Source organism: Bacillus sp. ISL-51, assembly GCF_018613535.1.
Classification (GTDB): domain Bacteria; phylum Bacillota; class Bacilli; order Bacillales; family Bacillaceae; genus Bacillus.
The window spans coordinates 1-26,489 of sequence record NZ_JAGGQB010000016.1 but is presented as its reverse complement, the minus strand read 5'-3'; the positions used below and the strand labels follow the sequence as shown (position 1 = coordinate 26,489).

The 26,489-nt window shown below is 46.6% G+C and carries 20 protein-coding genes and 2 pseudogenes; 10 read left to right on the top strand and 12 right to left on the bottom strand.

All coding sequences use genetic code 11. The annotated features are described in order from the left end of the window. Window positions 1-58: 58 nt before the first annotated feature. Together J7E26_RS17240 and J7E26_RS17235 are read right to left on the bottom strand one after the other, a co-directional pair. The gene (locus J7E26_RS17240) at window positions 59-1,261 is read right to left on the bottom strand and encodes a GTP-binding protein (RefSeq protein ID WP_214800629.1); all 1,203 of its coding nucleotides are present in this window, start codon (window positions 1,259-1,261) and stop codon (window positions 59-61) included. A 186-nt stretch (window positions 1,262-1,447) separates the two neighbouring features. Next, window positions 1,448-2,647 carry an MFS transporter gene (locus tag J7E26_RS17235; protein ID WP_214800628.1) on the bottom strand — a complete coding sequence of 400 codons (1,200 nt, stop codon included), beginning with the start codon at window positions 2,645-2,647 and terminating at the stop codon, window positions 1,448-1,450. A 182-nt stretch (window positions 2,648-2,829) separates the two neighbouring features. Between J7E26_RS17235 and nirB the strand changes: the two genes are divergently transcribed. The 5 genes from nirB to cobA all read left to right on the top strand — a co-directional run bounded on the left by nirB (window position 2,830) and on the right by cobA (window position 11,682). Continuing rightward, window positions 2,830-5,142, top strand: coding sequence for a nitrite reductase large subunit NirB (gene nirB, locus J7E26_RS17230; protein WP_214800627.1), 2,313 nt, complete (start codon window positions 2,830-2,832; stop codon window positions 5,140-5,142). Between the two features lie 6 nt (window positions 5,143-5,148). Next, entirely contained in the window at window positions 5,149-7,281 is a 2,133-nt protein-coding gene (gene nasC / locus J7E26_RS17225; protein ID WP_214800626.1) for an assimilatory nitrate reductase catalytic subunit NasC, read from the top strand. Window positions 7,282-7,400: 119 nt separating this feature from the next. Next, window positions 7,401-9,818 carry a nitrite reductase large subunit NirB gene (gene nasD / locus J7E26_RS17220; RefSeq protein WP_214800625.1) on the top strand — a complete coding sequence of 806 codons (2,418 nt, stop codon included), beginning with the start codon at window positions 7,401-7,403 and terminating at the stop codon, window positions 9,816-9,818. A 31-nt stretch (window positions 9,819-9,849) separates the two neighbouring features. Further along, window positions 9,850-10,170: a nitrite reductase small subunit NirD gene (gene nirD, locus J7E26_RS17215; protein ID WP_214800624.1), complete on the top strand. Its 321-nt coding sequence runs from the start codon at window positions 9,850-9,852 to the stop codon at window positions 10,168-10,170. A gap of 66 nt (window positions 10,171-10,236) precedes the next feature. Then, window positions 10,237-11,682, top strand: a complete 1,446-nt coding sequence (gene cobA / locus J7E26_RS17210) for a uroporphyrinogen-III C-methyltransferase (RefSeq protein WP_214800623.1) — start codon at window positions 10,237-10,239, stop codon at window positions 11,680-11,682. A gap of 30 nt (window positions 11,683-11,712) precedes the next feature. On the opposite strand, the gene ffoR is transcribed toward cobA, so the two are convergent. Beyond that, on the bottom strand, window positions 11,713-12,723 hold the full coding sequence (ffoR, locus tag J7E26_RS17205; RefSeq protein ID WP_214800622.1) for an NAD(P)/FAD-dependent oxidoreductase: 1,011 nt from the start codon (window positions 12,721-12,723) through the stop codon (window positions 11,713-11,715). Between the two features lie 162 nt (window positions 12,724-12,885). On the opposite strand from ffoR, the pseudogene J7E26_RS18400 reads away from it, so the two are divergent. The 3 genes and pseudogenes from J7E26_RS18400 to J7E26_RS17195 form a co-directional block, all read left to right on the top strand. Beyond that, window positions 12,886-13,083: pseudogene (locus tag J7E26_RS18400) on the top strand (alpha/beta fold hydrolase); the annotation flags it as partial. A gap of 62 nt (window positions 13,084-13,145) precedes the next feature. Continuing rightward, a complete protein-coding gene (locus J7E26_RS17200) occupies window positions 13,146-14,027 on the top strand; it encodes a permease (RefSeq protein ID WP_214800621.1) in 882 nt (293 codons plus the stop codon). Between the two features lie 4 nt (window positions 14,028-14,031). Continuing rightward, window positions 14,032-14,889 carry a TIGR03943 family putative permease subunit gene (locus J7E26_RS17195; RefSeq protein ID WP_214800620.1) on the top strand — a complete coding sequence of 286 codons (858 nt, stop codon included), beginning with the start codon at window positions 14,032-14,034 and terminating at the stop codon, window positions 14,887-14,889. Window positions 14,890-14,924: 35 nt separating this feature from the next. On the opposite strand, the gene putR is transcribed toward J7E26_RS17195, so the two are convergent. The 9 genes and pseudogenes from putR to J7E26_RS17150 form a co-directional block, all read right to left on the bottom strand. Beyond that, the gene (putR, locus tag J7E26_RS17190) at window positions 14,925-16,160 is read right to left on the bottom strand and encodes a proline utilization transcriptional regulator PutR (RefSeq protein ID WP_214800619.1); all 1,236 of its coding nucleotides are present in this window, start codon (window positions 16,158-16,160) and stop codon (window positions 14,925-14,927) included. A gap of 155 nt (window positions 16,161-16,315) precedes the next feature. Continuing rightward, a complete protein-coding gene (gene putP, locus J7E26_RS17185) occupies window positions 16,316-17,770 on the bottom strand; it encodes a sodium/proline symporter PutP (protein ID WP_214800642.1) in 1,455 nt (484 codons plus the stop codon). 91 nt (window positions 17,771-17,861) lie between these two features. After that, entirely contained in the window at window positions 17,862-19,409 is a 1,548-nt protein-coding gene (gene pruA, locus J7E26_RS17180; RefSeq protein WP_214814432.1) for an L-glutamate gamma-semialdehyde dehydrogenase, read from the bottom strand. Window positions 19,410-19,425: 16 nt separating this feature from the next. Then, complete coding sequence (locus tag J7E26_RS17175) at window positions 19,426-20,337, bottom strand: proline dehydrogenase family protein (RefSeq protein ID WP_214800641.1); 912 nt, start codon at window positions 20,335-20,337, stop codon at window positions 19,426-19,428. 199 nt (window positions 20,338-20,536) lie between these two features. After that, window positions 20,537-21,307 carry a nucleotidyltransferase domain-containing protein gene (locus tag J7E26_RS17170; protein ID WP_214814430.1) on the bottom strand — a complete coding sequence of 257 codons (771 nt, stop codon included), beginning with the start codon at window positions 21,305-21,307 and terminating at the stop codon, window positions 20,537-20,539. A gap of 69 nt (window positions 21,308-21,376) precedes the next feature. Further along, window positions 21,377-22,333 (bottom strand): acetylxylan esterase, encoded by a 957-nt coding sequence (cah, locus tag J7E26_RS17165; protein ID WP_214814428.1) that lies wholly within the window; start codon window positions 22,331-22,333, stop codon window positions 21,377-21,379. A 102-nt stretch (window positions 22,334-22,435) separates the two neighbouring features. Next, window positions 22,436-22,585, bottom strand: a pseudogene (locus tag J7E26_RS18395) (LysR family transcriptional regulator); the annotation flags it as partial. 211 nt (window positions 22,586-22,796) lie between these two features. Beyond that, window positions 22,797-23,357, bottom strand: a complete 561-nt coding sequence (locus J7E26_RS17155) for a shikimate kinase (protein ID WP_214800614.1) — start codon at window positions 23,355-23,357, stop codon at window positions 22,797-22,799. Between the two features lie 124 nt (window positions 23,358-23,481). Further along, on the bottom strand, window positions 23,482-24,792 hold the full coding sequence (locus J7E26_RS17150; RefSeq protein WP_214800613.1) for an MFS transporter: 1,311 nt from the start codon (window positions 24,790-24,792) through the stop codon (window positions 23,482-23,484). Between the two features lie 376 nt (window positions 24,793-25,168). On the opposite strand from J7E26_RS17150, the gene J7E26_RS17145 reads away from it, so the two are divergent. Continuing rightward, complete coding sequence (locus J7E26_RS17145) at window positions 25,169-25,957, top strand: sugar phosphate isomerase/epimerase family protein (RefSeq protein ID WP_214800612.1); 789 nt, start codon at window positions 25,169-25,171, stop codon at window positions 25,955-25,957. 146 nt (window positions 25,958-26,103) lie between these two features. Then, complete coding sequence (locus J7E26_RS17140; protein WP_061528088.1) at window positions 26,104-26,388, top strand: antimicrobial peptide LCI; 285 nt, start codon at window positions 26,104-26,106, stop codon at window positions 26,386-26,388. Window positions 26,389-26,489 lie beyond the last annotated feature (101 nt).

Here is a 26,489-nt window from a genome sequence, read left to right as displayed (position 1 = left end):
TCAGCTCCTTTTTTATCACTCCTTCCCTCTTCACTTTCATTTAAACACGGCCAGTATGTCATTCCGCCCGCTGGATTTCCCATTGAAACGGATCTTCGAGCTGTGACCAGTCTGAATCAAACTCAGATGCCGTAAGCAGACATTGATCCAATTCCTTTGTGATGGCTTCTTGATCTAAATCCGTTCCGATAAAGACCAGATTGGTATGGCGATCGCCAAATTGAGGGTCCCAGTCATCCATGATCTGCGGTTCGTGCTGTTTGATCTGCTCCTGCTCAAGCCTCGGCATAGCGGCCACCCAATAGGAAACAGGTTCTATTGAGACCGCCGGACCCGCTTGAGACATAAGCAGTGCCAGGCTGTTGTGCGTCGCGCACCAGGCAATTCCCTTGGCCCGCACTATGTTTTCAGGCATCGATTGGTGAATCCAGTTGTCAAAACGCACGGTATGAAATGGCAGCCGCCGTGAATACACATACGAAGTGATGCCGTACTCTTCGGTTTCAGGGGTATGTTCTGCATGGCCTGCCGTCAGCTCCTTGATCCATCCCGCTGATGAGCTCGCTTCCTCAAACTGAAATAAACCGGTATTCAAAATGTCATCAGCTGCAATCTCCCCGCGGACGGAGCGGATCAGCTTTGCCCGGGGCTGCAATGCACGGAGAACGGTTTCAAGCTGATCAAGCTCTTTTTCGCCCACCATGTCGCATTTATTTAAAATGAGCACATCGCAAAACTCTATTTGGTCAATCAATAAGTCCGCAATCTCCCGTTCATCCTCATCCCCGGCTGCTTCTTTACGGTCTAAGAGGCTGTCACCAGATTGGAAATCATGCCAGAAACGATTGGCATCAACCACCGTCACCATTGTGTCTAATTCACAAAATTTCGTAAGATCAATGCCCATTTCTTCATCTATGTAAGAAAATGTTTGGGCGACAGGGATCGGTTCGCTGATTCCCGTGGATTCAATCACGATATAATCAAATCGTCCGTCCTTTGCCAGTTTTTCAACTTCTACCAGTAAATCCTCACGCAGCGTGCAGCAGATGCAGCCGTTGGATAATTCTACGAGTTTTTCATCCGTTCGGGATAAGCCGCCTCCCTGCTTTACCAAGCCGGCGTCTATGTTCACCTCGCTCATGTCATTGACAATGACGGCAATTTTTAAGCCGTCGCGATTTTGTAATATATGATTCAAAATGGTGGTCTTTCCAGCACCTAGATAGCCGCTCAATACCGTAACCGGAATTTTTTTCATGAATGTATCCTCCTTATAAAATAGAATCATTACGATTTAATTTTCATGTCTCATCCCAAAAAATATCCACGACATAATAAATCGTAATCATTACTGTTTATTTTGCTGTATCATCCGTCTAAAATCAAGAAAAAATTATAAATCATAAAAAAAAGACACGGTGAAAAACGTGTCTTCCGTTCAAAACTAAACATCCGCAGGGCTGCTTTCAGCGCTATCTCTCCAGTAATAGCCGACGGTCAGGACAAGCGCAAACGCAAGCAATGCGATACAGGAAAAAGAGATAAAACCGATAGCATACGTACCTGTCATCTGTTTCAATGATCCTAAAATATTCGGCAGGAAAAAACCTCCTATTCCTCCGGCAGACCCGACGATTCCCGTCACCATTCCAATTTCTTTTCTGAAGCGCTGCGGGACAAGCTGAAACACCGCTCCGTTGCCCATTCCGAGCCCCATCATTCCGAAAAACAAAAGAATGATGACCATTGAAAGCGGCGGCAGGCTGCTGACCCCCGCCATACATAGGGCCACGATGACAAATAGTACAGCGAGAACTTTAGCACCTCCAACTCGATCCGAAATCCAGCCCCCGGCAGGGCGAAAAAAACTCCCCGCTGCTACGCATACGGTAACGAAATCACCTGCGTGAATTTTTGACAGCTGGTATTGATCGACGAAAAAAATCGCTAAAAAACTGGATAACCCTACAAATCCTCCGAATGTGACACTGTACAAAAGACAGAAATACCATGTCTCCTTTTGTCTAAACACACGCAGATAGTTTTTAAGCGGCTGCGGCGCGGGCTGTGCAGGAGAGTCCTTAGCCATGGCAACAAACAAAATAAAGACGATGATCAGAGGAAGAAGTGCGATTCCCATCACACTGTGCCACCCGAATTGCTCTGCAAGACGGGGGCCAAACAATGTCGCAAACAAGGTGCCGCTGTTACCCGCGCCCGCTATCCCCATCGCAAGCCCCTGCAAATGAGGCGGGTACCACCGGCTTGCCATCGGGAGCGCAACGGCAAAACTCGCGCCCGCCACGCCAAGCAGAATGCCGATCGCATAAAGCTCAGTTAGCGAACGGCCGCCGAATGTTCCCCAAAGCAGCGGGATCGTCGTTACCAGCATACCGATTACAGCTGTTTTTTTCGGACCGATCCTGTCCGTTAACACGCCTAAAATGATCCGAAACACAGATCCCGATAAGATCGGCACAGCCACGACAAACCCTTTTTCAAAGGGAGACAGGCCGAAATCCTGAGAAATATAAACACCGAGCGCCCCAAGCATAACCCAAATCATAAAACTCACATCAAAGTATAAAAAGGAGCAGAACAAAGTGAACGGGTGGCCGCTTGTTTTCAGTTCCGACAGCTTCATAACATTCCCCTTTCCCAGCTTCTAAAATTTTCAATCTTCTGAACCAAGAATATATGACTGATTTTTGTCGGAAAAGAGATGTGTAAGCTAATGTGACACGTTTAATGCGTTAGCAATGCATTGTGCCATAATTTTTGATAGAAGAAGAAAAACTTATAAGCTGCAGCAAAGGAGGTTTGTAAATGAAGAAACAAAGATTAATTGTAGCAGGAAACGGAATGGCCGGAATTCGCTGTATTGAAAACATTTTAAAGCTTAATCGCGATATGTTTGAGATTGTCATTTTCGGCAGCGAACCGCACCCCAATTACAATCGCATTCTCTTATCCTCCGTTTTACAGGGTGAGGTTTCGCTCGATGACATTACGCTGAACTGCAGCGAATGGTACGCTAATCATGGAATTATACTTTACACAGGAGAAACGGTCGTTCACATCGATACAGATCAGCAGCACGTCATCACAGATCAAAAACGCAGCCTGTCTTACGATAAATTGATCGTGGCAACAGGGTCCTCCCCTCATATCCTCCCCATACCCGGGGCAGACAAAGAAGGTGTATACGGCTTTCGGACAATAGAAGACTGCCGAGCTCTTATCAGCGTGGCCGAACGTTATCAAAAGGCAGCGGTCATCGGCGCCGGTTTATTAGGTCTAGAGGCGGCTGTCGGCTTACGGCATCTCGGAATGGACGTCAGCGTCGTTCACCACTCCTCCGCCATTATGCAGAAACAGCTCGATCAAACAGCGTCTCGTCTGCTGCAAACGGAGCTGGAACGAAAAGGCTTAACCTTTCTTTTAGAGACAGAAACAGCATCCATTACGGGAAGCTCACGGGCAGACGGTATCCGTTTCGAAGACGGATCTTCAATAAAATCAGACTTGATTGTGATGGCGGCTGGTGTGAGACCCAATATCCATTTGGCTGCATCAGCCGGACTCTCCACGAACCGCGGAATCGTCGTAAATCAATTTATGCAGACGAACAAACCGAATGTGTATGCCGTCGGGGAATGCGCCGAGCATAACGAAATCGTTTACGGATTGGTGGCGCCTCTTTATGAACAAGGAAAAGTCCTCGCACAACACATATGCGGCGTTCCATGTGAAGGATTTCAAGGCTCTGCACCATCTGCGGCCTTAAAAATAGCGGGTATTGATGTGTGGTCGGCAGGAAAGGTACACGAAGAAGAACACACAACAAGCATTAAGTTCCATGATGAACATGCCGGCATTTACAAAAAAGCGCTCTTTGAGGATGATAAACTGGCCGGCGTTATTTTATTCGGAGACACGCGTGATAAACAGCGGCTTCTCGACAGCCTTTTCAAACAAAAAGACATTTCCATTGTGAAAAAGCAGCTCATTGAACCGCATCAAACCGGTATTTCATTTGAATCTATGCCTTCCAATGAAACCATTTGCCAATGCAACTCAGTGACAAAGGGTTTCATTGAAGAAGCGGTGCACACAAAAGACTTAAAAACTGCGGAGGAAGTGAAGCACTGCACAAAAGCGTCCGGCTCTTGCGGAGGATGCAAGCCGCTCGTCGAAGACCTTCTAAAGTACATCGCCGGCAGCGAATATACAAAAACCTCCCGCCAGCCTTCATTTTGCGGCTGCACTGATTTGACCGAAAAAGAAGTCATCGCTGAACTGCGGCGCCGTCCGTTCACTGATTCGGCCGAGGTGATGAAAGTAACTGGCTGGAAAACAAAAAATGGCTGCCAAGTTTGTATTCCGGCGCTTCAATATTATCTGGAAATGCTGCAGCCCGGCTTTATTCAATCCCGTGAAACATCGGCAGAAGATACATGCACCCTTATTCCTCAAATTTACGGCGGAATGACAAATGCACAGGAGCTCAGAAACATCGCAGACATCATCGAGACATACGGCATCCCCGTGGTTTCAATTACTCACAACCACAGACTGAAGCTTTCCGGAATCCAACCAAGTGACCTTGCGAACATCAAAAAAGAACTGCACATGCCGGCTTTTTCCCATCAGCACCGGCGCACAATACAAAGTGTCAAAGCATGTACGTGCGGGCAAAATCTCTCCTTTCAAGAGCTGGCAAGCCATATTGAAAGACATACTGACATGCTTGCCATGCCCGATCACGTATCCATCAGCTTGTCCTGTAAAAAAGACTGCACTGATGCTTTTATTCAGGATATCGGCGCCATTCAGACACAAACTTGCTGGGACATTTACATCGGCGGCGTCCGGGGAAGTCACCCCCGTGCCGGCAGTCTTTTTTGTGTTACGGATAACGAAGACAGTACTGGCGCTATGATGAAAGGCCTTATTCAATATTATCGTGAAACGGCTCATTATGCCGAAGCGGTTCATCAGTGGATTGACCGCCTCGGCATCATTCATATCAGAGAGGTACTATTTGAAGAGGATATGCGGACACAGCTGCTGGAAAATCTCCAATCAGACCTATCCCTGATTCAAAACCTGCCTATAAACACACATAAGAAAGGATGAGGCTTTTTGACTGAACGACTGCTTAGATATTTTCGCGAAAAACAGCAAGACGTCCAATCAGAAAAAACATACGGCACCCAATGCCCGTTTTGCAGCATGCAATGCAAAATGCAGCTTACGGAACAAACTATCGTCACACGGAAAAAGTACACGGCAATCGGCATCGACAACCCTGTGACACAAGGCCGTTTATGCATGAAAGGCATGAACGCCCATCAGCATGCCCTGCACTCCTCCCGCATCACCCGGCCGCTGCTCAAAAAAAACGGCGAGTTTGTGCCTGTTTCCTGGGCTGAAGCGCTGAACCATATTAGGGAACAAGTCATTCTGATCCAAAACAAACACGGCAGAGACGCGATGGCTGTCTACGGAAGCGCCTCAGTTACCAATGAAGAGGCATATCTGTTAGGAAAGTTTGCACGAGTCGGCTTACAGACAAAACACATCGATTACAACGGACGGCTCTGTATGTCCGCTGCAGCAACCGCCGCCAACCAAACATTCGGCGCAGACAGAGGTTTGACGAACCCGTTATCGGACATTCCCCATACCCGTGTCATCATCCTGGCAGGCACCAATATCGCGGAATGCCAGCCGACAATTATGCCGTATTTTGATAAAGCGAAAGAAAACGGGGCTTACATCATTGCCATTGACCCCCGTGAAACAGCGACGACGAAAATAGCCGACCTCCACCTTAAAATCAGGCCCGGCACAGACGCCGCCCTTGCAAACGGTTTAGTCAAAATTTGCATAGACGAACAGCTTATAGATAAAGACTTCATTCGCACCCGCACAAACGGATTTGATAAGCTCAAACAGCATACCGACGCTTTGAATCTGGAAGAAATCGCCGAGCAGACAAGTGTTCCTCTGGAGCACTTGCGAAAGACCGCCGTGAAGTTTGCCAAGGAAACGTCCGGCATGCTGTTTACAGCCCGGGGCATTGAACAGCAAACCGACGGGACAGATGCAGTGAAAGGTTTCTTAAATATGGTTCTGATCACGGGGAAAATCGGCAAGCCTTTCTCGGGATATGGGGCGATCACCGGACAAGGCAACGGACAAGGCGCCAGAGAGCATGGCCAAAAAGCCGATCAGCTTCCGGGCTACCGTTCTATCGAAAACGAAGAACACCGGGCGCATATTGCGAAAGTCTGGGGAATTCATCAGGATGAACTGCCGCGAAAAGGCGTCTCAGCCTATGAAATGGTGGAAAAAATCAACGGCGGCGGCATCAAAGGACTGTTCCTCATGTGCTCCAACCCTGTTGTCTCCAGCCCAAATGCGAATTTCGTTAAGCAGGCTCTGGAAAAACTGACATTCTTTGTCGCAATCGACTTATTTATTTCGGAGACTGCGAAATTCGCAGATGTGATTTTACCCGCCTCCTCTTATTTAGAAGACGAAGGCACCATGACAAACGTTGAAGGCCGCGTAACATTAAGAGAAGCGAGCCGGACCTGTCCCGGAGAAGCAAAACATGATTGGCGGATCATTTGTGAAATTGCCTCGGCTATTGGAAAAGGACAATATTTTTCCTATACGTCAGCGGAGGAAATCTTTAACGAACTGAGAGAAGCCAGCCGCGGCGGAATCGCCGATTATTCCGGGATCACTTATGACAGGCTCAGACGAGAAGGCGGCATTTACTGGCCGTGTCCGGAACTAAAGCATCCCGGAACCGGCCGCCTGTTTGAGGCATCTTTTGCCCATTTGGATCAAAAAGCTAAATTAAGCGTGATTCCAAACGAACCGGCTGTCCCAAAAGAGAAGCCGAGCGCTGAATATCCGCTGTATTTAACGACGGGCAGGGTTATGTCTCATTACTTAACGGGTGTCCAAACGAGAAAAAGCGCGGCCCTGGCCGCAAGACATTTTGAATCGTTTGTAGAAATCCATCCAAAAACAGCCGCTGCCTATAATATTGATGACCGTGTTCTCGTGAAAGTAGAATCCCCCCGCGGAAGCATCACGGTTCGGAGCAAATGGTCGGAGCAAATAAGAAGAGATACAGTGTTTGTTCCCATCCACTGGGCTGACGCTCAAAACGTCAATGATTTAATTGGTGAAGCGTTAGATCCGGCCTGTAAAATGCCCGGTTTTAAGGTGTGCGCCGTCCGAATCAGTCCTGTTTAATTTTTCATAAATTTTTTAAAATTTTATGTATTTTTTGTTACATTTTATAACATGCATCTTAAATATCTTTTTTTGCTGTGCTACGCTAAAAAAAACATTGATAAGGAGCGGATCATCTGATGGGGAAAAAACAGCTAGTCCTTGTTGGGAATGGAATGGCCGGGGTAAGGGCAATTGAAGAAATACTGCGTGTTTCAAAAGACGAATTCCAGATCACGATATTTGGTTCAGAACCTCATCCCAACTATAACCGAATCCTTCTGTCAAAAGTGCTGCAAGGCGACACAAATATTAAAGACATTACCTTAAATGATTGGAACTGGTACGAAGAAAACAATATTCAATTGTATACAAACGAAACAGCGGTCAAAATAGATACAGTAAACAAAACTGTTATCACGGATAAAGACAGAATCCAGCCTTATGATGAATTGATTCTGGCTACAGGCTCAGTCCCTTTTATCCTCCCGATTCCGGGCGCAGACAAAAAAGGCGTTACGGCTTTCCGGGATATAAAAGATACAGATACGATGCTCGCTGCGTCAAAACAATATAAAAAAGCAGCCGTCATCGGCGGAGGACTCCTCGGTTTGGAAGCCGCCCGGGGATTGCTGAATCTCGGCATGGACGTGTCCGTCATCCACCTCGCTCCATTCCTGATGGAACGCCAGCTAGATGCAACGGCAGGACGCCTGCTGCAAAACGAATTAGAAAAACAAGGAATGACCTTTTTACTTGAAAAGCAAACCGAAGAGATTGCAGGCGATGGCCGTGTCGAAGGCGTCCGCTTCAAAGACGGAACAAGCATCGAAGCTGATTTAGTCGTCATGGCCGTCGGCATCCGCCCGAATACAGCGCTCGGAGCCGAAAGCGGCATTCCAGTCAACCGCGGAATCATTGTCAACGACTATATGCAAACTGAAATCCCGCACATTTACGCGGTCGGCGAATGCGCAGAGCACCGAGGAATCGCATACGGGCTCGTGGCGCCGCTCTATGAACAGGCAAAAGTGCTGGCAAAGCATATTTGCGGCATCGACACAAAGCCGTATGAAGGCTCCGTTCTCTCCACTCAACTGAAAGTATCAGGAGTCGAGGTCTTTTCTGCCGGTGACTTCAACGAATCAGACGAGAAAAAAGCGATTAAGGTCTTTGATGAGCAGGACGGCATTTATAAAAAAATCGTTCTGAGAGGCAATCAAATTGTCGGTGCTGTTTTATTCGGTGACAGCAGCGAGGGCAATCGCTTGTTTTCTATGATTCAAAAAGAAGCAGATATCTCTGAAACTTCTAAAATCTCTATTTTACAGCCGCTCAACAAAGAAGCTGGTACAAGTTTGACCGCTGCCATGAGCAATGATGAAATTATCTGCGGCTGCAACGGTGTGTCAAAAGGAGCAATTATTCAAGCCATCCAGGAGCAGGGCTGTTCGTCAACGGACGAGATCAAAGCGTGCACCGGCGCCTCCCGCTCATGCGGAGGCTGTAAGCCGCTCGTAGAAGATATCCTCCAGCATACGCTTGGATCAGACTTTGACGCGTCAGCGCAAAAAGAAGCGATTTGCGGCTGTACTTCATTGACGAGAGACGAAGTTGTAGAAGAAATCAAAGCCAAAGGGCTGTCACATACAAGAGAAGTGATGAACGTGCTCGGCTGGAAGACGCCAGAAGGCTGTTCCAAATGCCGGCCGGCACTGAACTACTACTTAGGCATGATCAATCCGGTTAAATATGAGGATGACAGAACATCCCGGTTTGTTAATGAACGAATGCACGCCAATATCCAAAAAGACGGAACCTACTCTGTCGTACCGCGGATGTACGGCGGTGTGACCAACTCTCAAGATCTCCGTAAGATCGCCGATGTCGTCGATAAATATGAGATCCCGCTTGTTAAAATGACAGGAGGCCAGAGAATTGACTTGATCGGCGTAAAAAAAGAAGACCTTCCAAAGGTATGGGCCGAGCTTGATATGCCGTCAGGCTACGCGTACGGAAAAACACTGCGCACGGTAAAAACCTGTGTAGGCGAACAATTCTGCCGCTTCGGCACTCAAGACTCTATGGCTTTAGGCATTGCTCTTGAGAAAAAATTCGAAGGACTCAATACGCCTCATAAAGTGAAAATGGCCGTTTCTGCCTGCCCGCGAAATTGTGCAGAGTCCGGCATTAAAGACCTTGGCGTTGTCGGCATCGACGGAGGCTGGGAGCTTTACGTCGGCGGAAATGGCGGAACCCATTTACGTGCCGGCGACTTGCTGATGAAGGTGAAAACTAATGAAGAAGTCTTAGAATACGCAGGCGCTTATCTTCAATACTACCGGGAAACCGCAAACTACTTAGAACGCACGTCCGCATGGCTGGAGCGCGTCGGTTTATCCCATGTCCAATCCGTATTAAACGACCCGGAAAAGCGGCAGGAACTGAACAACAGAATAAATGAAACATTGTCTGTCCACAAAGATCCGTGGAACTACTTCCTCAAGAATAAACAAGCCTCAAAAGATTTATTTGAAAATGTCGTGACCACTTCATAAGGACAGGAACAAACATTAGGAGGGAATGGACATGGTCAATAAAGACGTCACAAAGGTATGCGTAGGTAACATAAATGAATTACCTGAAAAATTAGGAAAAACAGTGTATATTGAAGATAAAGAGCTTGCGGTTTTTAAGCTTTCTAATGGAAGCATCCGCGCTATCGAAAACCGCTGTCCCCATAAAGGGGGCGTCCTGGCAGAAGGTATCGTCAGCGGAGAATACGTCTTCTGCCCGATGCACGACTGGAAAATCTCCTTGGAAGACGGAATCGTTCAAGAACCGGATCATGGCTGTGTCAAAACATACGAAACGCTGATCGAAGGAGAATATGTTTATCTCATATATTGATCAAAAACCGGATCACTTTTTCAAGTGGTCCTTCATTTTTCAAAGTGACGGAAGGATGACGCGGTCATGAAAAACGGAATCGTATATTTTGTCGGTGCCGGGCCTGGAGATCCAGGACTGATCACCGTAAAAGGAAAACAGGCTCTGGAGAAAGCGGATGTCATTTTGTATGACCGGCTCGCAAACCCAAAGCTTCTCGAATACGCATCACCCGACTGCCGGTTCATTTATTGCGGAAAGCTGCCGGACCGCCATTTTATGAAACAAGCAGAGATTAATGCCCTGCTGATTGAAAAAGCGGTGGAAGGATTAACCGTTGTCCGTTTGAAGGGCGGGGATCCAAGTGTGTTCGGCAGAGTTGGCGAAGAAGCAGACGCTCTTCATCAGCACGGCATTCGCTATGAAATGGTGCCTGGCATCACTTCAGGAATCGCAGCGCCGCTATACGCGGGAACCCCCGTCACGCACAGGGATTTCGCTTCGTCCTTCGCCATGATTACCGCCCATGATAAATCATTAAAAGGCAAGCCGAATCTTGACTGGGAAGGGCTTGCCCGAAGCGTTCAAACGCTTGTATTTTACATGGGCATTAAAAACCTGTCATTTATTTGCCAGCAGCTTATCGCGTACGGAAAATCCCCTTCCATCCCTGTCATCGTGATTCAGTGGGGAACGTGGGGCCGGCAGCGGAGCGTGAAAGGAACACTTCAGGATATCCATCGAAAAGTGCAGAAACAGCAAATCACAAACCCTGCGATTATCGTCATTGGAGATATCGTCAACTTTCAAACACACAGCTGGTTTGAAAGCAAACCACTCACCGGCCGCCACATGATGGTTGTCACTCATGGCGAAGATGAAGACCCGCTGGCTGACAAGCTGCGCGATTCCGGTGCCGATGTCATCGAATGGCCGAAATGGCGGACCGAAATCTTGCCTGTCAATGAAGAGATCCTTCGAAAGATCGGCATCTTTGAAGACATTTTTTTCACATCGCGACGTGCGGTTTGTGAATTTTTCCAAGCCCTGGCTTCCAAGAAAATCGACATCCGCCAGCTGACAGCCCGACTGAGTGCGGCATCTGAACATGCAGAGACGGAGCTTAAAAAACGAGGCTTTCTCGTCTCAGCCATTCAGCCCGATTCAGAAAAACGTCTTGTTGTCGGGAGCCGCTATTCAGTGGAAAACATGCAGAAGTATGAGACCTGTTCGTTTTATATCACCCATGAAAACGTCATAGATGACCGGTTCACCCACATGATCCAGCGAACCATCAGTGAATCTCCGCTGCACATGATCATTTGCCCGAGCAAACCGTCCGTTCAGCAATTGATCAGCGCAGGCGAACAAATTGGCATTTCGCCGGAACCGACAGAAAGCCGCCCTCCTATCGTCTGCATAGGTGATGACTCAGCTGCCGGTGCTTATGGATTTACAGCGGTCCAAGAGCAGGATGAATTGTTTGCTTTCATTCAGAATCGACAGGCGGAAAAAAAGCTTCTTCACAGCTGATGGCAAGCAGCCCTTTCCCAAAGGGCTGTTTTATTTATGCACCAATTTTTTGTGATGGGTTGAATACATCGCCATATTCTCGGCCTTAGGGTCTAAATAAGTCTTCGCACTGTTGACCGCTGTCGGGCCTTCCGTAAAGCCGCCGGCGATCAATCTCAGCTTGCTTTCATAAAAAGCCGCGTCACCCGCCACAAACACACCCGGAAGATTCGTCCGCATATGTCTGTCAGCTTTCACCCTGCCTTCTTCAATCTCAAGGCCCCACTCCTTCATCGGGCCGAGATCAATTTTGAACCCGTGATTAATGATCAGCTCATCAACGTCTATTTCTTCCCTCTGGCCAGACGCAGTATGGCGAACGGTCACACTTTGGATGCGCTCCTCATCGCCGCTCAGGTGCTCCAGATGATAAGGCGTGAGGACCCGCACCGATGACTGCTTCATTTTCGTCACACTGCTTTCCATTCCGCCGAATTCCTCGCGCCGGTGAACGACAGTCACAGACGCCGCAATCGGTTCCAGTTCATTGGCCCAATCAACCGCAGTATCTCCGCCGCCTGATATCACAACCCGCTTGCCTTTAAATGCATCGGGCTTCTCCACTCCATAATGAAGATTTTTGCCCGCATACCGGGCCGCATCCTCACTGTCAAACTCATTGACTTCTAACGTTCCCATACCGACAGCTAAAATCACGGTTCGTGTATAATGCTTTTCTCCTTCAGAGCCTGTCAGCTTAATAGTTCCATCGTCCAGGCGTTCAAATCCGGTCACGCGCTGATTCAGCACGATGTCAGGATCAAACGTCACCGCCTGCTCCTTCAGCTGCTCGATCAGCTGCTTTCCCGCAATTCCCGGTATTCCGCCGATATCGCGAATGATTTTCTCAGGAAAGAATAAAGATACCTTCCCTCCGAGCCGCGGCAAAAATTCGATCACTTTTGTTTTCAGCTCCCGCATCCCGCAGTAAAAAGCCGTAAACAGACCGATCGGCCCCCCGCCTATAATCGTGACGTCATAAACCTCTTGATTCTCAGCCATCCGTACTGCCTCCCGTTCCCATCTATATAAAAACACTTTAATTGAGAATGAATATCAATACAAAGTATATCATATTTGAGAAGCCTGTGTTTATCATTTCTTCCCCTTGTGGTAAATGGTTGAAAACCCTATAATAGGCAGAAAAACAAATGGGAGAAACAGATGAATAGACGAGTCGAAACGATCACTCTCGAACGACATATACTAGAATGTTACAGGCAAGGGCGCCCCTATCTTGTCATGCATGGCGGTCATTCAAATTGTTACGAGGAATTCGGGTACAAGGCGCGGATTGAGCAAGGGTATTCCATCATCACGCCTTCAATGTCCGGTTACGGACAAACGTCAAAAGAGATTGGAAACAAGCAGTGCCTTTTTTCTGTTATTATAAGAGGCAGCTTAACATAAGCGGAGGTTTTATTGTGACAGCACAATCATCTTTTCTTCAGCTGAATTCTATTTTTATCAGCATTTTAATAGAAGCCATTCCGTTTATTCTGATTGGCGTCATTCTTTCCGGAATCATTCAAATGTTTGTTTCTGAAGAAATGATAGCGGGGATCATGCCGAAAAACCGCTTTCTCGCCGTTTTGTTCGGTGCGCTGGCCGGCATTTTATTTCCCGCCTGCGAGTGCGGCATTATCCCGATTACAAGGCGGCTTCTGTTAAAAGGGGTTCCCCTGCATGCGGGCGTTGCTTTCATGCTGACTGCACCTATTATTAATCCTATCGTTTTATTTTCTACTTATATTGCGTTCGGGAACAGATGGAGCGTTGTCTTGTACCGGGGCGGACTGGCGCTGGCCGTTTCGGTGATCATTGGGATTATATTATCCTACCAGTTTAAGGATAACCAGCTTTTACAGCCTGATGAACCGGGGCATCACCACCATCACCACACCCTGCTTCAAAAGCTGGGAGGGACCTTGCGTCACGCCATTGATGAATTTTTCTCCGTGGGGAAATATTTAATTATCGGCGCCTTTATCGCGGCTGCGATGCAGACGTATGTCAAAACATCCACTCTGCTTGCGATCGGGCAGAATGATGTATCCTCTTCCCTTGTGATGATGGGTCTGGCGTTTGTTTTGTCACTATGCTCAGAAGTCGATGCGTTTATCGCGTCTTCTTTCAGCAGCACATTTTCATTAGGATCGTTAATCGCCTTTCTCGTCTTCGGTGCGATGGTCGATATTAAAAACCTGTTGATGATGCTTGCGGCCTTCAAAAAACGATTTGTTTTCCTGCTGATTACATACATTGTCGTGATTGTCTTAGCGGGATCACTACTGGTAAAGGGGTGATTGGATGTTTCGTCTATTGGTGCTGATGGGATTTACGTTTTTCTTCTATCATCTGCATACCTCGGGAAATCTGACAAAATATATCAATATGAAATATTCCTATCTTTCCTTTATTGCGATCTTCCTGCTGGCCATTCTGACAGCCGTTCAAGCATATATATTTATCAAGTCGCCTGAAAAAGGCGGGCATCACCATGACCATGATTGCGGGTGCGGCCATGATCACGAGCATGACCATGAACAAAACAAACCATTTTATCAGCGTTATTTGATTTATGTTGTTTTTCTTTTTCCTTTGGTGTCAGGCATCTTCCTCCCGATTGCGACGCTTGACTCATCCATTGTCAAAACAAAAGGGTTCTCGTTTAAGGCGATGGAGAGCGGAGATCATTACTCCCAAACCCAGTATTTGCGGCCTGATGCCAGCCTTTATTATGCGCAAGACAGCTATGATCAACAGATGAAACAGCTGTATAGGAAATATTCCGGCAAAAAAGAGATTTCTCTAACCGATGATGATTTCCTAAAAGGAATGGAAACCATTTATAATTTTCCGGGTGAATTTCTCGGACGGACAATTGAATTTCATGGATTTGCTTACAAAGGAAACGCGATTAATAAAAAGCAGCTCTTCGTGTTGAGGTTTGGCATCATTCACTGTATCGCTGATTCCGGCGTTTACGGGATGCTTGTGGAGTTTCCGAAGAACATGAACATCAAGGATGATGAATGGATTCATATTAAGGGCACTTTGGCCTCAGAATATTACCAGCCATTCAAATCAACCCTGCCTGTTGTGAAAGTAACGGACTGGAACACTATTAAAAAACCTGATGATCCGTATGTTTACAGAGGATTTTAATTGAAGACGAAACCAGTACGAGTACTGGTTTCTTTTTATTGCTTTTTCATAAGCATGATATCAAGGTACAGCTGGCACCTTGTTCTGAAGTCGCTTAAATTAATCGATGTCATGTCAAGAATCTGTTTGATTCGGTAGTTCAGTGTATTTTGATGAATAAAAAGCTGTTCTGCGGCTGGTTTTGTTTTGCAGTTATTGAGGAGATAGATTTCCAATGTTTTCAGCAGTTCAGTACTGCTTTCTCTGTCCTTTGCTTTTAATAAAGCCAAATCAAGGTTTACATATTCAAGGGAGGCGTTTTTTTCTTCGATGCTTTCAAGATAGCGATAAATACCGAGTTTGCTGTATTCGTACGGGATATTTTCCTGGTTTCCGGTAATCTCAGCGGCTTTTATCACTTCAAGCGCTTCTATATAGCTTTTACCGAGCTTCAGGATGCTGTTGTACTCGTTGCCGATTCCGATATAGATGGGGGTGGGAATCTTCTGAAAATGAAAGTGAGTTAACAGCTTGTGAATGAATTCAGATGCTGCCGAGGCGTCGGAGCTTTTTTGTGAAAAGCTTGCAACGACAATGACAATATTTGATTCGATCGTTAATACGTGGCTGACTTTATCACGCAAATTCAAGTACGATCTGATATTTTCCTTTAAATCTTCGACTGCTTCCCCATCCCCATTGGCGGCATGCAGGACGACAATTGAAAAAACCGAAGGCAGCACGGTATTGATCATTTCAGCTTCCCGTCTGAGTTCCTTTTCAGAGGAGAATTGCTGAAAGATTGCCCGTTTTACCAGATCCTCTGCTTTTTCTTCCTTTTCCTGTTTCAGCCGTTTCGTTTTATAAATGATTTTTCCGACATGGAAAGAAGTCTCATATAAAAAGTCGAGCTCTTCATCAGTCAGATTGCGGTCAAGCTCCTGAATCCAGATGTAGCCCATGACTTCCCCTTTGTGCTTGGCGCTTACAACCACCCTCTGGTTTAACCCAATGCTTTCAATTTTATTGACGCGAAAAGGCTCAGGTTCTGTTTTCAGTTTTTCAATAATTCCGTCCTTCAGAAACCTCTCAAAAATCTGCACCGGACATTTTTTCGAAAAAATAGTTTGCTGGTTAGCGGAGTCAAAATGATTAATATAATAAGAATTATAGGCAAGCAAAAAGAAATCCGCACTTTCCAGAATTACCGGCTTCTGCAATTCATAACTGATGAAATCAATTAATTTATCAATGTCCGTAAATGAAAAAACTCTCTCTAAAAGCTCTTCCATGCTTATTTCTCCTATGCTTTTTCTTTAATCATACTCTGCGCGGCGACTTTTTGTATAGAAAAAAATTCATGTATTACCAAAACAAAAAAATCGGGCCGCCTCCATTGTGAAAAGAGGAAAAAGGGGCTGTCCCTTCTTCCTCTCGTTACTTACTTTTATTGTGAAAGTGTATCACGGTACTCATGAAACTGATCTGTGACATCTTTTGACGGAGCCTGTGTCAATAAGCTGACGACAAATACAGCGGCGAGACTTGCAGCAAAGCCCGGAATGATTTCATACAGAAAGTCCGAAAGACCGGCATTCGCCCAAATGATTACGGTAATCGCTCCCACAATCATGCCGGCGAGTGCCCCCCATTTAGTCATCCGTTTCCAAAATAAACTGAGCAGTACAACCGGCCCGAATGAAGCGCCGAAACCTGCCCAAGCATAGCTGACAAGCCCGAGTATCGTATTGTTTTTCTCCCAAGCGAGCACTAAGGCGATGATTGACACCGCAAGCACTCCCATACGCCCCAGAAATACCAGTTCCTTATCAGATGCTGAACGTCTGAACATCGATTTATACAAGTCCTCTACTAAAGAGCTGGATGTGACGAGCAGCTGGGATGAAATCGTACTCATAATAGCCGCTAAAATCGCGGAAATGAGAAATCCCGTAATGATTGGGTGGAACAAAATATTGCCGAGCTGAATAAAAATTGTTTCCGGGTCATCCAGCTTCATGCCGCGCTGGTGATAATACGCGAGTCCCGCAAGTCCTGTAAGCACCGCGCCGATTGCAGACAGAATCATCCATCCCATTCCGATTCGTCTGGCACGTTTGATTTCTTTAACAGACGTGATCGCCATAAATCGCACAATGATATGCGGCTGCCCAAAGTAGCCAAGTCCCCACGCAAATAAAGAAATAATGCCTAATACGCTTGTTCCTTTGAACATATTAAACAGCTCCGGATTAACTGAACGGATGTCAGTCGCGGTTTCTGCCGGACCGCCCGTGTGAAAAATTGTCACAATAGGTACGAGAATAAGTGCCGCAAACATAATAATGCCTTGGACAAAGTCCGTCCAGCTTACCGCCAGAAAGCCTCCAAACAAGGTGTACGCGACAACCACGCCCGTTACCACCCATAATCCCGTATGGTATTGCATCCCTAAAATGCTGTTAAATAGGACGCCTCCGGATACCATGCCGGATGACACATAAAATGTGAAAAAGATGAGAATCACAAGACCCGAAAACAGTCTGAGAAGCTTCGTATGATCCCCGAAACGATTCTCAAGGAATCCCGGAATTGTAATGGAATTTCCCGCTTTTTCGGTATACGTCCTTAACCGCGGAGCCACGTATAGCCAATTCGCCCAAGCGCCGAGCACAAGCCCGATTACAATCCAGGCGCCGCTTAAACCCGTGGTGAACATAGCTCCCGGCAGCCCCATTAAGAGCCATCCGCTCATATCCGCCGCTCCCGCGCTGAGCGCTGTGACGGCAGGTCCTAAAGAACGTCCTCCGAGCATGTAATCCGTCAGATTCGACGTCCGTTTATAGGCGTAATACCCGATAAACAGCATGCCCGCCATATAGATACAAATCGAAATGATCAACTGTGTGTTTGCTATGGCATTTCCTCCTCCGTTTTTGGTGTTTATGGATAAAATGGACACCCCCGCGAGGAGGATGCCCATTCAGTCCCGCTTAAAACATTTCGCTGATTGTTTTCGCCTGCATATGAAGGGCCAAGTAATCCGGTCCTCCTGCTTTTGAGTCCGTGCCGGACATTTTGAAGCCGCCAAACGGATGGTAGCCGACAATCGCTCCCGTACAGTTGCGGTTGAAGTACAGGTTGCCCACATGGAACTCCTGTTTCGCACGTTCAATATGCTTACGGTTGTTTGTGATCACCGCTCCTGTCAGACCGTATTCGGTATTGTTGGCTACCTCTAACGCCTCGTCAAAATCAGAGACTTTCGAGAAAGCGACGACAGGCCCGAAGATTTCTTCCTGCATTAATCTCGCTTTCGGATCAAGGTCAGCGAAGATTGTCGGCTTGATGAAGTAGCCTTTTGAATCATCGCCGGTTCCGCCGCTCACTAAACGGCCTTCCTCTTTACCGATTTCAATATAGCTCATAATTTTATCATAAGAGCCTTGATCAATAACAGGTCCCATATACACATCAGCTCTGTCAGGGCTTGCTGTTACCTTTGATTCCGTGATTTCAATCACGCGCTCTAAGACTTGATCATACACTTTTTCATGGACAACTGCACGTGAACCCGCAGAACATTTTTGGCCCGCAAATCCGAATGCTGATGTGAAGATTGATTGTGCAGCCAATTCAATATCCGCATCCTCGTCAACGACAACAGTGTCTTTACCGCCCATTTCAGCGATGACGCGCTTTAAATGCTGCTGTCCAGGCTGTACTTTCGCCGCGCGTTCGAAGATTCTTGTTCCGACTTCACGTGATCCCGTAAACGTGATGAGGCTTGTTTTCGGATGGTCGACGAGATAGTCGCCCACTTCGGCTCCGCTTCCCGGCACAAAGTTCACAACGCCTTTCGGAAGGCCGGATTCTTCGAGCACTTCTACGAATTTTGCGGCGATGACAGGCGTCGCACTCGCAGGCTTGAGAACGACCGTATTCCCTGTTACGATCGGTGCCACTGTCGTTCCCGCCATAATCGCAAATAGGAAGTTCCACGGCGGAATGACAACCGTTACGCCGGTCGGTGTGTAAACGTATTGGTTTTTCTCGCCTTCGCGGCTGTTGACCGGCTTGCCTTTTGCCAGTTCAACCATTTGGCGGGCGTAGTATTCCATAAAGTCGATGGCTTCCGCCGTATCAGCATCAGCTTCATTCCAAGGCTTTCCGGCCTCTTTCACAAGAAGGGCGGAGAATTCGTGTTTTCTGCGGCGGACTTTTGCGGCAGCGCGGAATAGAACGGCCGCTCTTTCTTCAGGAGAAGTATATCTCCATTCCTCAAACGCTTTTGCCGCAGCTTCGATCGCCTGCTCCGCATGCTCCTGAGACGCTTTGGACACTCTGCCGACGACTTCTTCTTTGTTTGCAGGGTTAATGGATACGATTTTTGCTTCCGTCTCGACTTTTTCTCCGTTGATCACGAGCGGATAATCTTTTCCTAAATATTCACTTACCGTTGCAAGCGCTTTCTTGAATTCTTCAACGTTGGATTGATCTTGGAAATTAGTGAATGGTTCGTGTTTGTAAGGTGTAGTCATTGTCATCTCTCCCTTTTTACTTCTTTGTCATGCCTTTAAAGGCGAATGCGATGTTTGAGGGGCGTTCTGCGAGTCGTCTCATAAAGTAACCGTACCAATCATCTCCGTAAGGCAGGTAAACTCTCATGTTGTAACCTTCCTCGACCAGGCTGAGCTGGGTTTGCGAGCGCATGCCGTACAGCATTTGAAACTCAAACCGATCGTTTGGAATGCCGTGCTCTTTGGCCAGCTGCTTTGTAAAATCAAGCATCTTGTCGTCATGCGTTGCAATGGCCGTATAGTGGCCCTTTAAAAGCTGTTTGCGGATGAGTTTTTTATAATTTTCGTCTACATCGCTTTTTTCAGGGTAGGCAACCTTCTCCGATTCTTTATAAGCCCCTTTGACAAGGCGCAGAAACGGATTCAGCGGATCGAGATCATCAAGATCCTTCTCCGTTCTGTATAAATAGGCCTGCACCACGGTGCTTACGTATTCATACCGGCTCCGGAAATCTTTAAAGATTTCCAGTGTTTTCTGGCATCTCGTTTCATCCTCCATGTCGATCGTCACCATGACTTTATATTGTTCTGCCGTCTGAAGGATTTTCGTCATATTTTCATAGACGAGATCGAGATCTATATCAAGACCTAAAGATGTCATTTTCAGTGACACTTGGGAATTCAGCTGCTCGTGAGCAATTAACGCGATTGTTTGCATGCACTCCTCGGTGCGTTCTCTCGCAACATCACTGCTGTTGACAAATTCCCCTAAGTGATCGACAGTAACAGACAGCCCTTTGCTGTTCAAATGTCGAATCGTCGGGACCGAACTGCGGAAATCCATTCCTCCGATGATTTTGCCGGCTGCCACACGGCTTCCCCAGTTTCTCGCCATCTTATTGAGAAAGTTGCTCTTAGATAAAAATAAGAAAAAATCTCTTGTAATCACTTCCAACCTTAACACCCCGCAATCTAAGAAGTATTTGTATGAGTATATTGTAAATGGACAAAGCCGCTGATCACAATATTCTCAAAATACAAAGATTCTGATTATTTTTGTGGTTTTCCCACAATCAGCTTCTTAGAAAGCAAGCGAAAGATGCCGAAAAAAGGCGGGCGGGAATGACAGCATTCGTCAATTCCCGTTTTCACCTCCAAGCCTCTTCAACGGCTTGCATAAGCAGTTGATTCAGTTCCTGCGTTATATCCGTTTTCGCGGTTTTTACCGTTTTGGCGTATTGGCTGAGACGCTCAATCTCCTCGTCAATAAACGCATGAATGACGGTATTTCTTTGTTCTGCCGCCAGTTCATCACCGCTTTTTTTCCGTATCAGCAGCGTATTGATTTCTGATATCAGCTTTTCGTCTGTCAGCAGCGCATCTGCCAAAACAGAAAACGCCATTGGCGGAACGGAGCCGAATTTTTCAATCCATCGGCAGGCGAGAATCGGGCGGAGAACATAAAAGTACTTTTTAATCTTCACTTCACTGCCCTGCAATTCATTCTTTACATTCCGTTTCGCCATATTGAGATAATGATAGACGCTTGCTTCAGGCGAAAACGCCCTGTTTTTCAGCTTCCGCAGCTGATCGGCAGCCGAATAGGCTTCGTAATAGACGATATCTGAGGAGAGCCATTCCAATAGAGGCGGGTTTGATTTTTTAAACAGCCGCAGCGCTTTTCTCAGCTCCCAGCCGCTGATGTCAAGCAGATCATGGATCGGCTCTTCGATGACATCCCTCTGCGTCTCAATGGAGAAATACCATTCTTTTTTCGGCACATAGAGAAACCGGACATCGTAGTCGCTGTCCCTTGATGAAAATCCCCACGCGCGGCTGCCTGATTCCACGGCGTACAGCACTTTGACTCCGTATTGTGTTTCAATGCGTTTTAATTCTTCAATGATCCTTTGTTTCATCTGTATCCGTCCCTTTCCGTGATCATTCCTTAAAAAAAGCCCAAATAAAACTTGGGCTTTAACCGGCTGTCAGCCTTTCAAATGCGCTTTGAAAAATGCGAGCTTTTCCGTGTGGAAGGAAGGAATGTATTCATGGCCGAAGTAGCGGTATACCTTCAGCTCTTTTTCCGTTTCTAAATGATTGTATGCGGCAAATACCGTCGACGGCGGCGTGACGCGGTCAATCAGGCCGATGGACATGAGAACGGGCGCCTTCACCCGGTCTGCGAGATTGATGATGTCAAAATAGGAAAGGGTATTCATTGCGGCTTTCTCTGTATCAGGGCTGCCGTTTTTTCTGAAAAAGGAATTAATTTCAAGATACGGCTGGTCAAGAGCCACATCAATCGCCCGCTCAAAATTGCTTAAGTAAGGATAGTCCGCAGCCAGCGCCTTCGGAATGTCTGATAATGCTGCTGCCGCTATTGAAAGTCCGCCTCCCTGGCTTCCTCCGGTTACTCCGATTCTCGTTTCATCCACTTCTTCAAAGCTGCTGATGACTTCAAGGGCGCGGACGGCATCTAAGTAAACACCGCGGTAATAGTATGTGTCTTTATTTAAAATCCCTTTCGTCATCCAGCCGGGTACGTGCCCGTGCGGTGAGATGCTTGTGTCTTCGCTGCTGTGCTGGCCGCGGACGAGCATGCCGAATGCGGCATATCCGTGAAGCGCCCAATTGGCGATATCATGAATGTCTCCGTCATAGCTGGCATTGTAGCCGTGATATTTAACGATTGCCGGATGCGGCCCTTTGCGGTCGGGAACGGCATACCAGCCTTCGATCACCGCGCTGCCGAAGCTTTGATATGTCAGGCGGTACACCTTGACGCCGTCGGCAGGATAGTTTGCAGGCGTTAATTCAGGATTCGCCTCTATCTTTGCAAGCTCTTCTAATGATGATGCCCAAAAATCCGTAAAGTCATCAGGAGCCGTTTTATTTGGTTTATAGGTTTGCAGTTGGTCGAGCGGCATATCGTATAATTGCATCCCAAGTAAACTCCTTTGTTTTGTAAGATTTAATTTCCTGACTCTATATTAGCACGGATCATCTCCGGTTTTCTAAAAATTTTTATAAATTTATTTCCGAAATCATTTTTTATCAAACGTTAGTTTAATCGCCTTCCTTCCCCCGTCCATAAAGGCCTGCGCCGTCATGCTGACATAACGGTCTTTGAGAAATGTAAAGACGAGCGTTCGCGACGATGCAGATTGAAGCGAGAGATACATCACATTCAGATCGGCTATGAAGAAGTGGATTTGCCGATTGATTTCACGAGGCGGGACACCGAAGGAGGAGGAAAAGCTGGTACGCACTCAACTTCTTGAAGCATCGGATCAATCCCGCGGCACGTTCAGCATCATCCTCTCCTCTGACAGGCAGCCTGTATCATTTTGGTCAAGGGATAAAACAATAAAAAAATGCCGTGCGCTCACAGCGCTACGGCTCTTTTTACATCGGCTGATACAGGTCCCAGCCGATTTTTAATGTTTCAACAATGTAATCGGCAATTTCTTCGGGTTCAAGATTATCAGTTGCCACTTTTGAATTATGTTTATCGTAGATGCTTTGGCGTTCGTTAAAGAGCTGTTCCATTTCATCCATGGAGCGGTTATGCAGGACGGGACGGCTTTCAATCAGCAGGGCAGCCCGCTGTTTCCAGTTCTCCCATGATAAATCAAGGTGGAGCACAACACAGTTTTCCAGGCAGCACTGCCTGATTTCCTCCTGTTTAAAGGAGCCCCCGCCAAGTGAAACGATTTTGAACTTCGTATTGTGGCAAATATCCAAAATGTATTCCTTCTCTGTTTGGCGGAAAAAAGCTTCGCCCTTTTTCTCAAACATTTCGGGAATCGTCATTTTATGATCCTTTTCAATCTGCAAATCAATATCAATAAAGTCTCTATATAATTTTTTAGCGACCAATTGGCCGATTGTTGTTTTTCCGACACCCATGAATCCGATTAATACGATATTTCTTTCTCTTACGGGAATGGCACGTTTTGCGTTCATCTTCGGCGAAATCCTCCTAAGGAATGAAAAAGTTATGTTTATTATATGATAATTCAATATTGAAATATATAGATAATGCAATGAAGAAAACTCATCCTTTTCCAAAAGGGATGAGTTTTTCTTTCTATCGCAGTGTAATGCGTTCAACCTTTCCGACAATGAAAATATAAGAAAATGCCCCGATAAAGGCCACGGCGCCGACAAAAAGAATCGCTCCGTTATATGAGCTTGTCGCAGCGACAATAAAACCGACAATGAGCGGCGTGATAATACCAGCCATATTGGCGAAAAAGTTAAATACGCCTCCTGCCAGCCCGATTGTTTCGCTTGGCGCCACCTCACTCAGCATCGTCCACGAAATATTGGACATCCCCTGTGCAAAAGAAGCAATGGATAATATCGTCAAAACGAGCGGAGCGGAATCCGTAAAATTCGCGAACACGATGGAACTCGTCAGCAAAAGACCGAGGATGACAGGCGTTTTCCGGGCGACATTTACTGAAATCCCGCGTTTGATCATTCCGTCAGACCAGAACCCTCCGAATAACACGCCGAAAAAGGCGGCGATATACGGAACGGATGCGGCAATACCGATTTTTAAGAAGGCCATGTGTTTCGCCTCCGCCAAGTAAGTCGGGAACCAAGTCAAAAAGAAGAACAGCGTGGAAGCCACGGCGAATTGGCCGATATACAGGCCGATAAGCTTACGGTACTTGAGAAGCTGAATGAAATCAGCCCGCGTAATCTTGCCGGATGACTTAGACACCTCTGTCAGCCCGCCGCCTTCTTTAATATAATCAAGCTCTTCCTGATTGACCTTTCGATATCGGTTCGGCTCCTGATACATCTTAAACCAGAAAACCGAGAAGACAAGCCCGAGCAGCCCCGCCGTAATAAACACGGCGCGCCAGTCAAATGCCGTTAAAATCCAGAATAAAACCGGCGTGGCAAACGCCAGGCCAACATATTCCCCGGCCGTATACACCCCTGTCGCAAAGGCGCGTTCCCGCCTTGGAAACCACGTCGTGACAATCCGATTGTTGGAAGGAAATGCCGGTGATTCTGCTAAACCGATGATCAGACGGCAGCCGAATAAAAATCCGAAGCTTGTCGCAAAGGCTTGAATTCCCGTAAAAACAGACCAGATCAATAAAGAAAATCCGTACGTCCGCTTCGAACCGAATTTATCCAAAAGCAAACCGCCGGGAATCTGCATCCCCGTATAAGTCCAGCTAAAGGCGGAGAACACGACGCCCAGCAGTGCAGGACTTATATTCAGCGAAGTCTGAATCGACGGGGCGACGATGGAAACACTGGCACGGTCTATATAATTAATCGCAGTGATAAAAAACAATAGAACCAGTATCACGTAACGAGCACGAGTCGGTTTATTCCGGACAGGGCTGAAGTCGGTAAGTTCCGTTTCATTTTTCAATAGTTTCTACCCCCTTACTCGAATGAAATTAATTGTACAACACTTCAGGCGATTATTTAATACTTTGACGCAAAAAAGCGTTAAACAACTTTGTCTGTGTTTTTATCAATTTTCATAAATTATACACGCCTCAATGCCGCAGCCAAACGAAGCCACTTCATCCTTAGGACACACAAGAAAATCGACTATACATTTTATTATGGCCGCCTCGACTGGGAGAAGGGATCCTTCCTATATCGGCTGACCGGAACACCCATGCTTATCGAGTGTAACCCTGAATGATTTCGTCTGGCGGACATGCGTTTACGTCTGTTTATCCATAATTTCACTAGGGAAATAGTTAACACACTACATTGAGTTAACGGGAGGATCACCGATGAAACTGAGCTTTTGCACGACAGGGTTTAAAAAACAGCATATTCTTGATGTCATCTCCTTCGCAAGAGAGCATTCATTTGACGGTATTGAATTGTGGTACGGGCATGCTGAGCAATATGTACAGCATATCGGACCCCTCGACAGGCTTCACGAGCAGCTGCAGGACAAAGGATTAGAGGTGCCGGCCGTCAGCTTGTACACTGACTTCGTCTCTTCGGATGAACGGCAGACTGAACAGGACGTCCAAAGAGCATTAAGCGCCGCGAGACAGCTGCACAGCCCCCTGATCAGAGTATTTGCGGGCAGCCTTCCTTCGCACCGGACGTCACCGGAAAAATGGCAGAGCGCCGTCGAGCAATTTCAGAAGGCTGCCCGGCTGGCGGATGATTATGAGATCAATATCGGGCTTGAGATTCATTACGATACGTACGCAGATACGCCGGAGACAGCACTAGCCTTTTTAAAGGATGTCGGGCATCCGCGGCTCCGCACCATTTTTGACGGCTCCAATCTCCACGTCAATCACATTGACCAAATGACGGCTTTAGAAAAGCTGTTTCATACCGTCAGCCATGTTCATTTAAAAAGCTATCACTGGAATTTTGACAACTGGTATGTAAGCAAGCCGACACCTGTCTGCCAGGGGGATTTAGATCAGGAACATTTCTTGAAAGAATTAAGGAACAGGCAATATGAAAGGTTTGTGTCGCTTGAATACTTCGGCGATCAGGCTGCGGCGCATATTAAGGAATCACTCCAAGAGCTTGAGCACTATTTTGACAGGTAAACAAAAAGCATCCCTTTCGGAAGGAATGGCCTATGTTAAGAAAACACACTTTTAATAAAAAACTTTTTCTAAAATAAAGGGATTTAATGGATTATAATCTAAATATTAGAAGTGTAACAAATTAATTGGAAAAAGGAGTGTTCGAAATGAAATTGAAAAAAGTACTAACCGGTTCTGCCTTGTCTCTTGGTTTACTTTTGTCTGCTGCTCCTGCCTTTGCCGCATCGCCAACAGAATCAGCTTCTGTTGAAAAAAGTACAATCTCATCCAAAGACGATGTCAGCATTAACGCCATTAAACTTGTTCAAAGCCCTAATGGCAATTTCGCTGCCTCTTTCGTGTTAGATGGAACAACATGGATTTTTAAAAGCAAATATTATGATAGCAGTAAAGGCTACTGGGTAGGGATCTATGAAAGTGTAGATAAGTAATTAAAAGAAATTAAACTCCTACAGGCTGCCCGGAAAAGCTCGCCCGGGTCTTGCAGAGGAAAATCAAAAACCTCCCTTTCAAAGGGACTGACCCCCTAGAA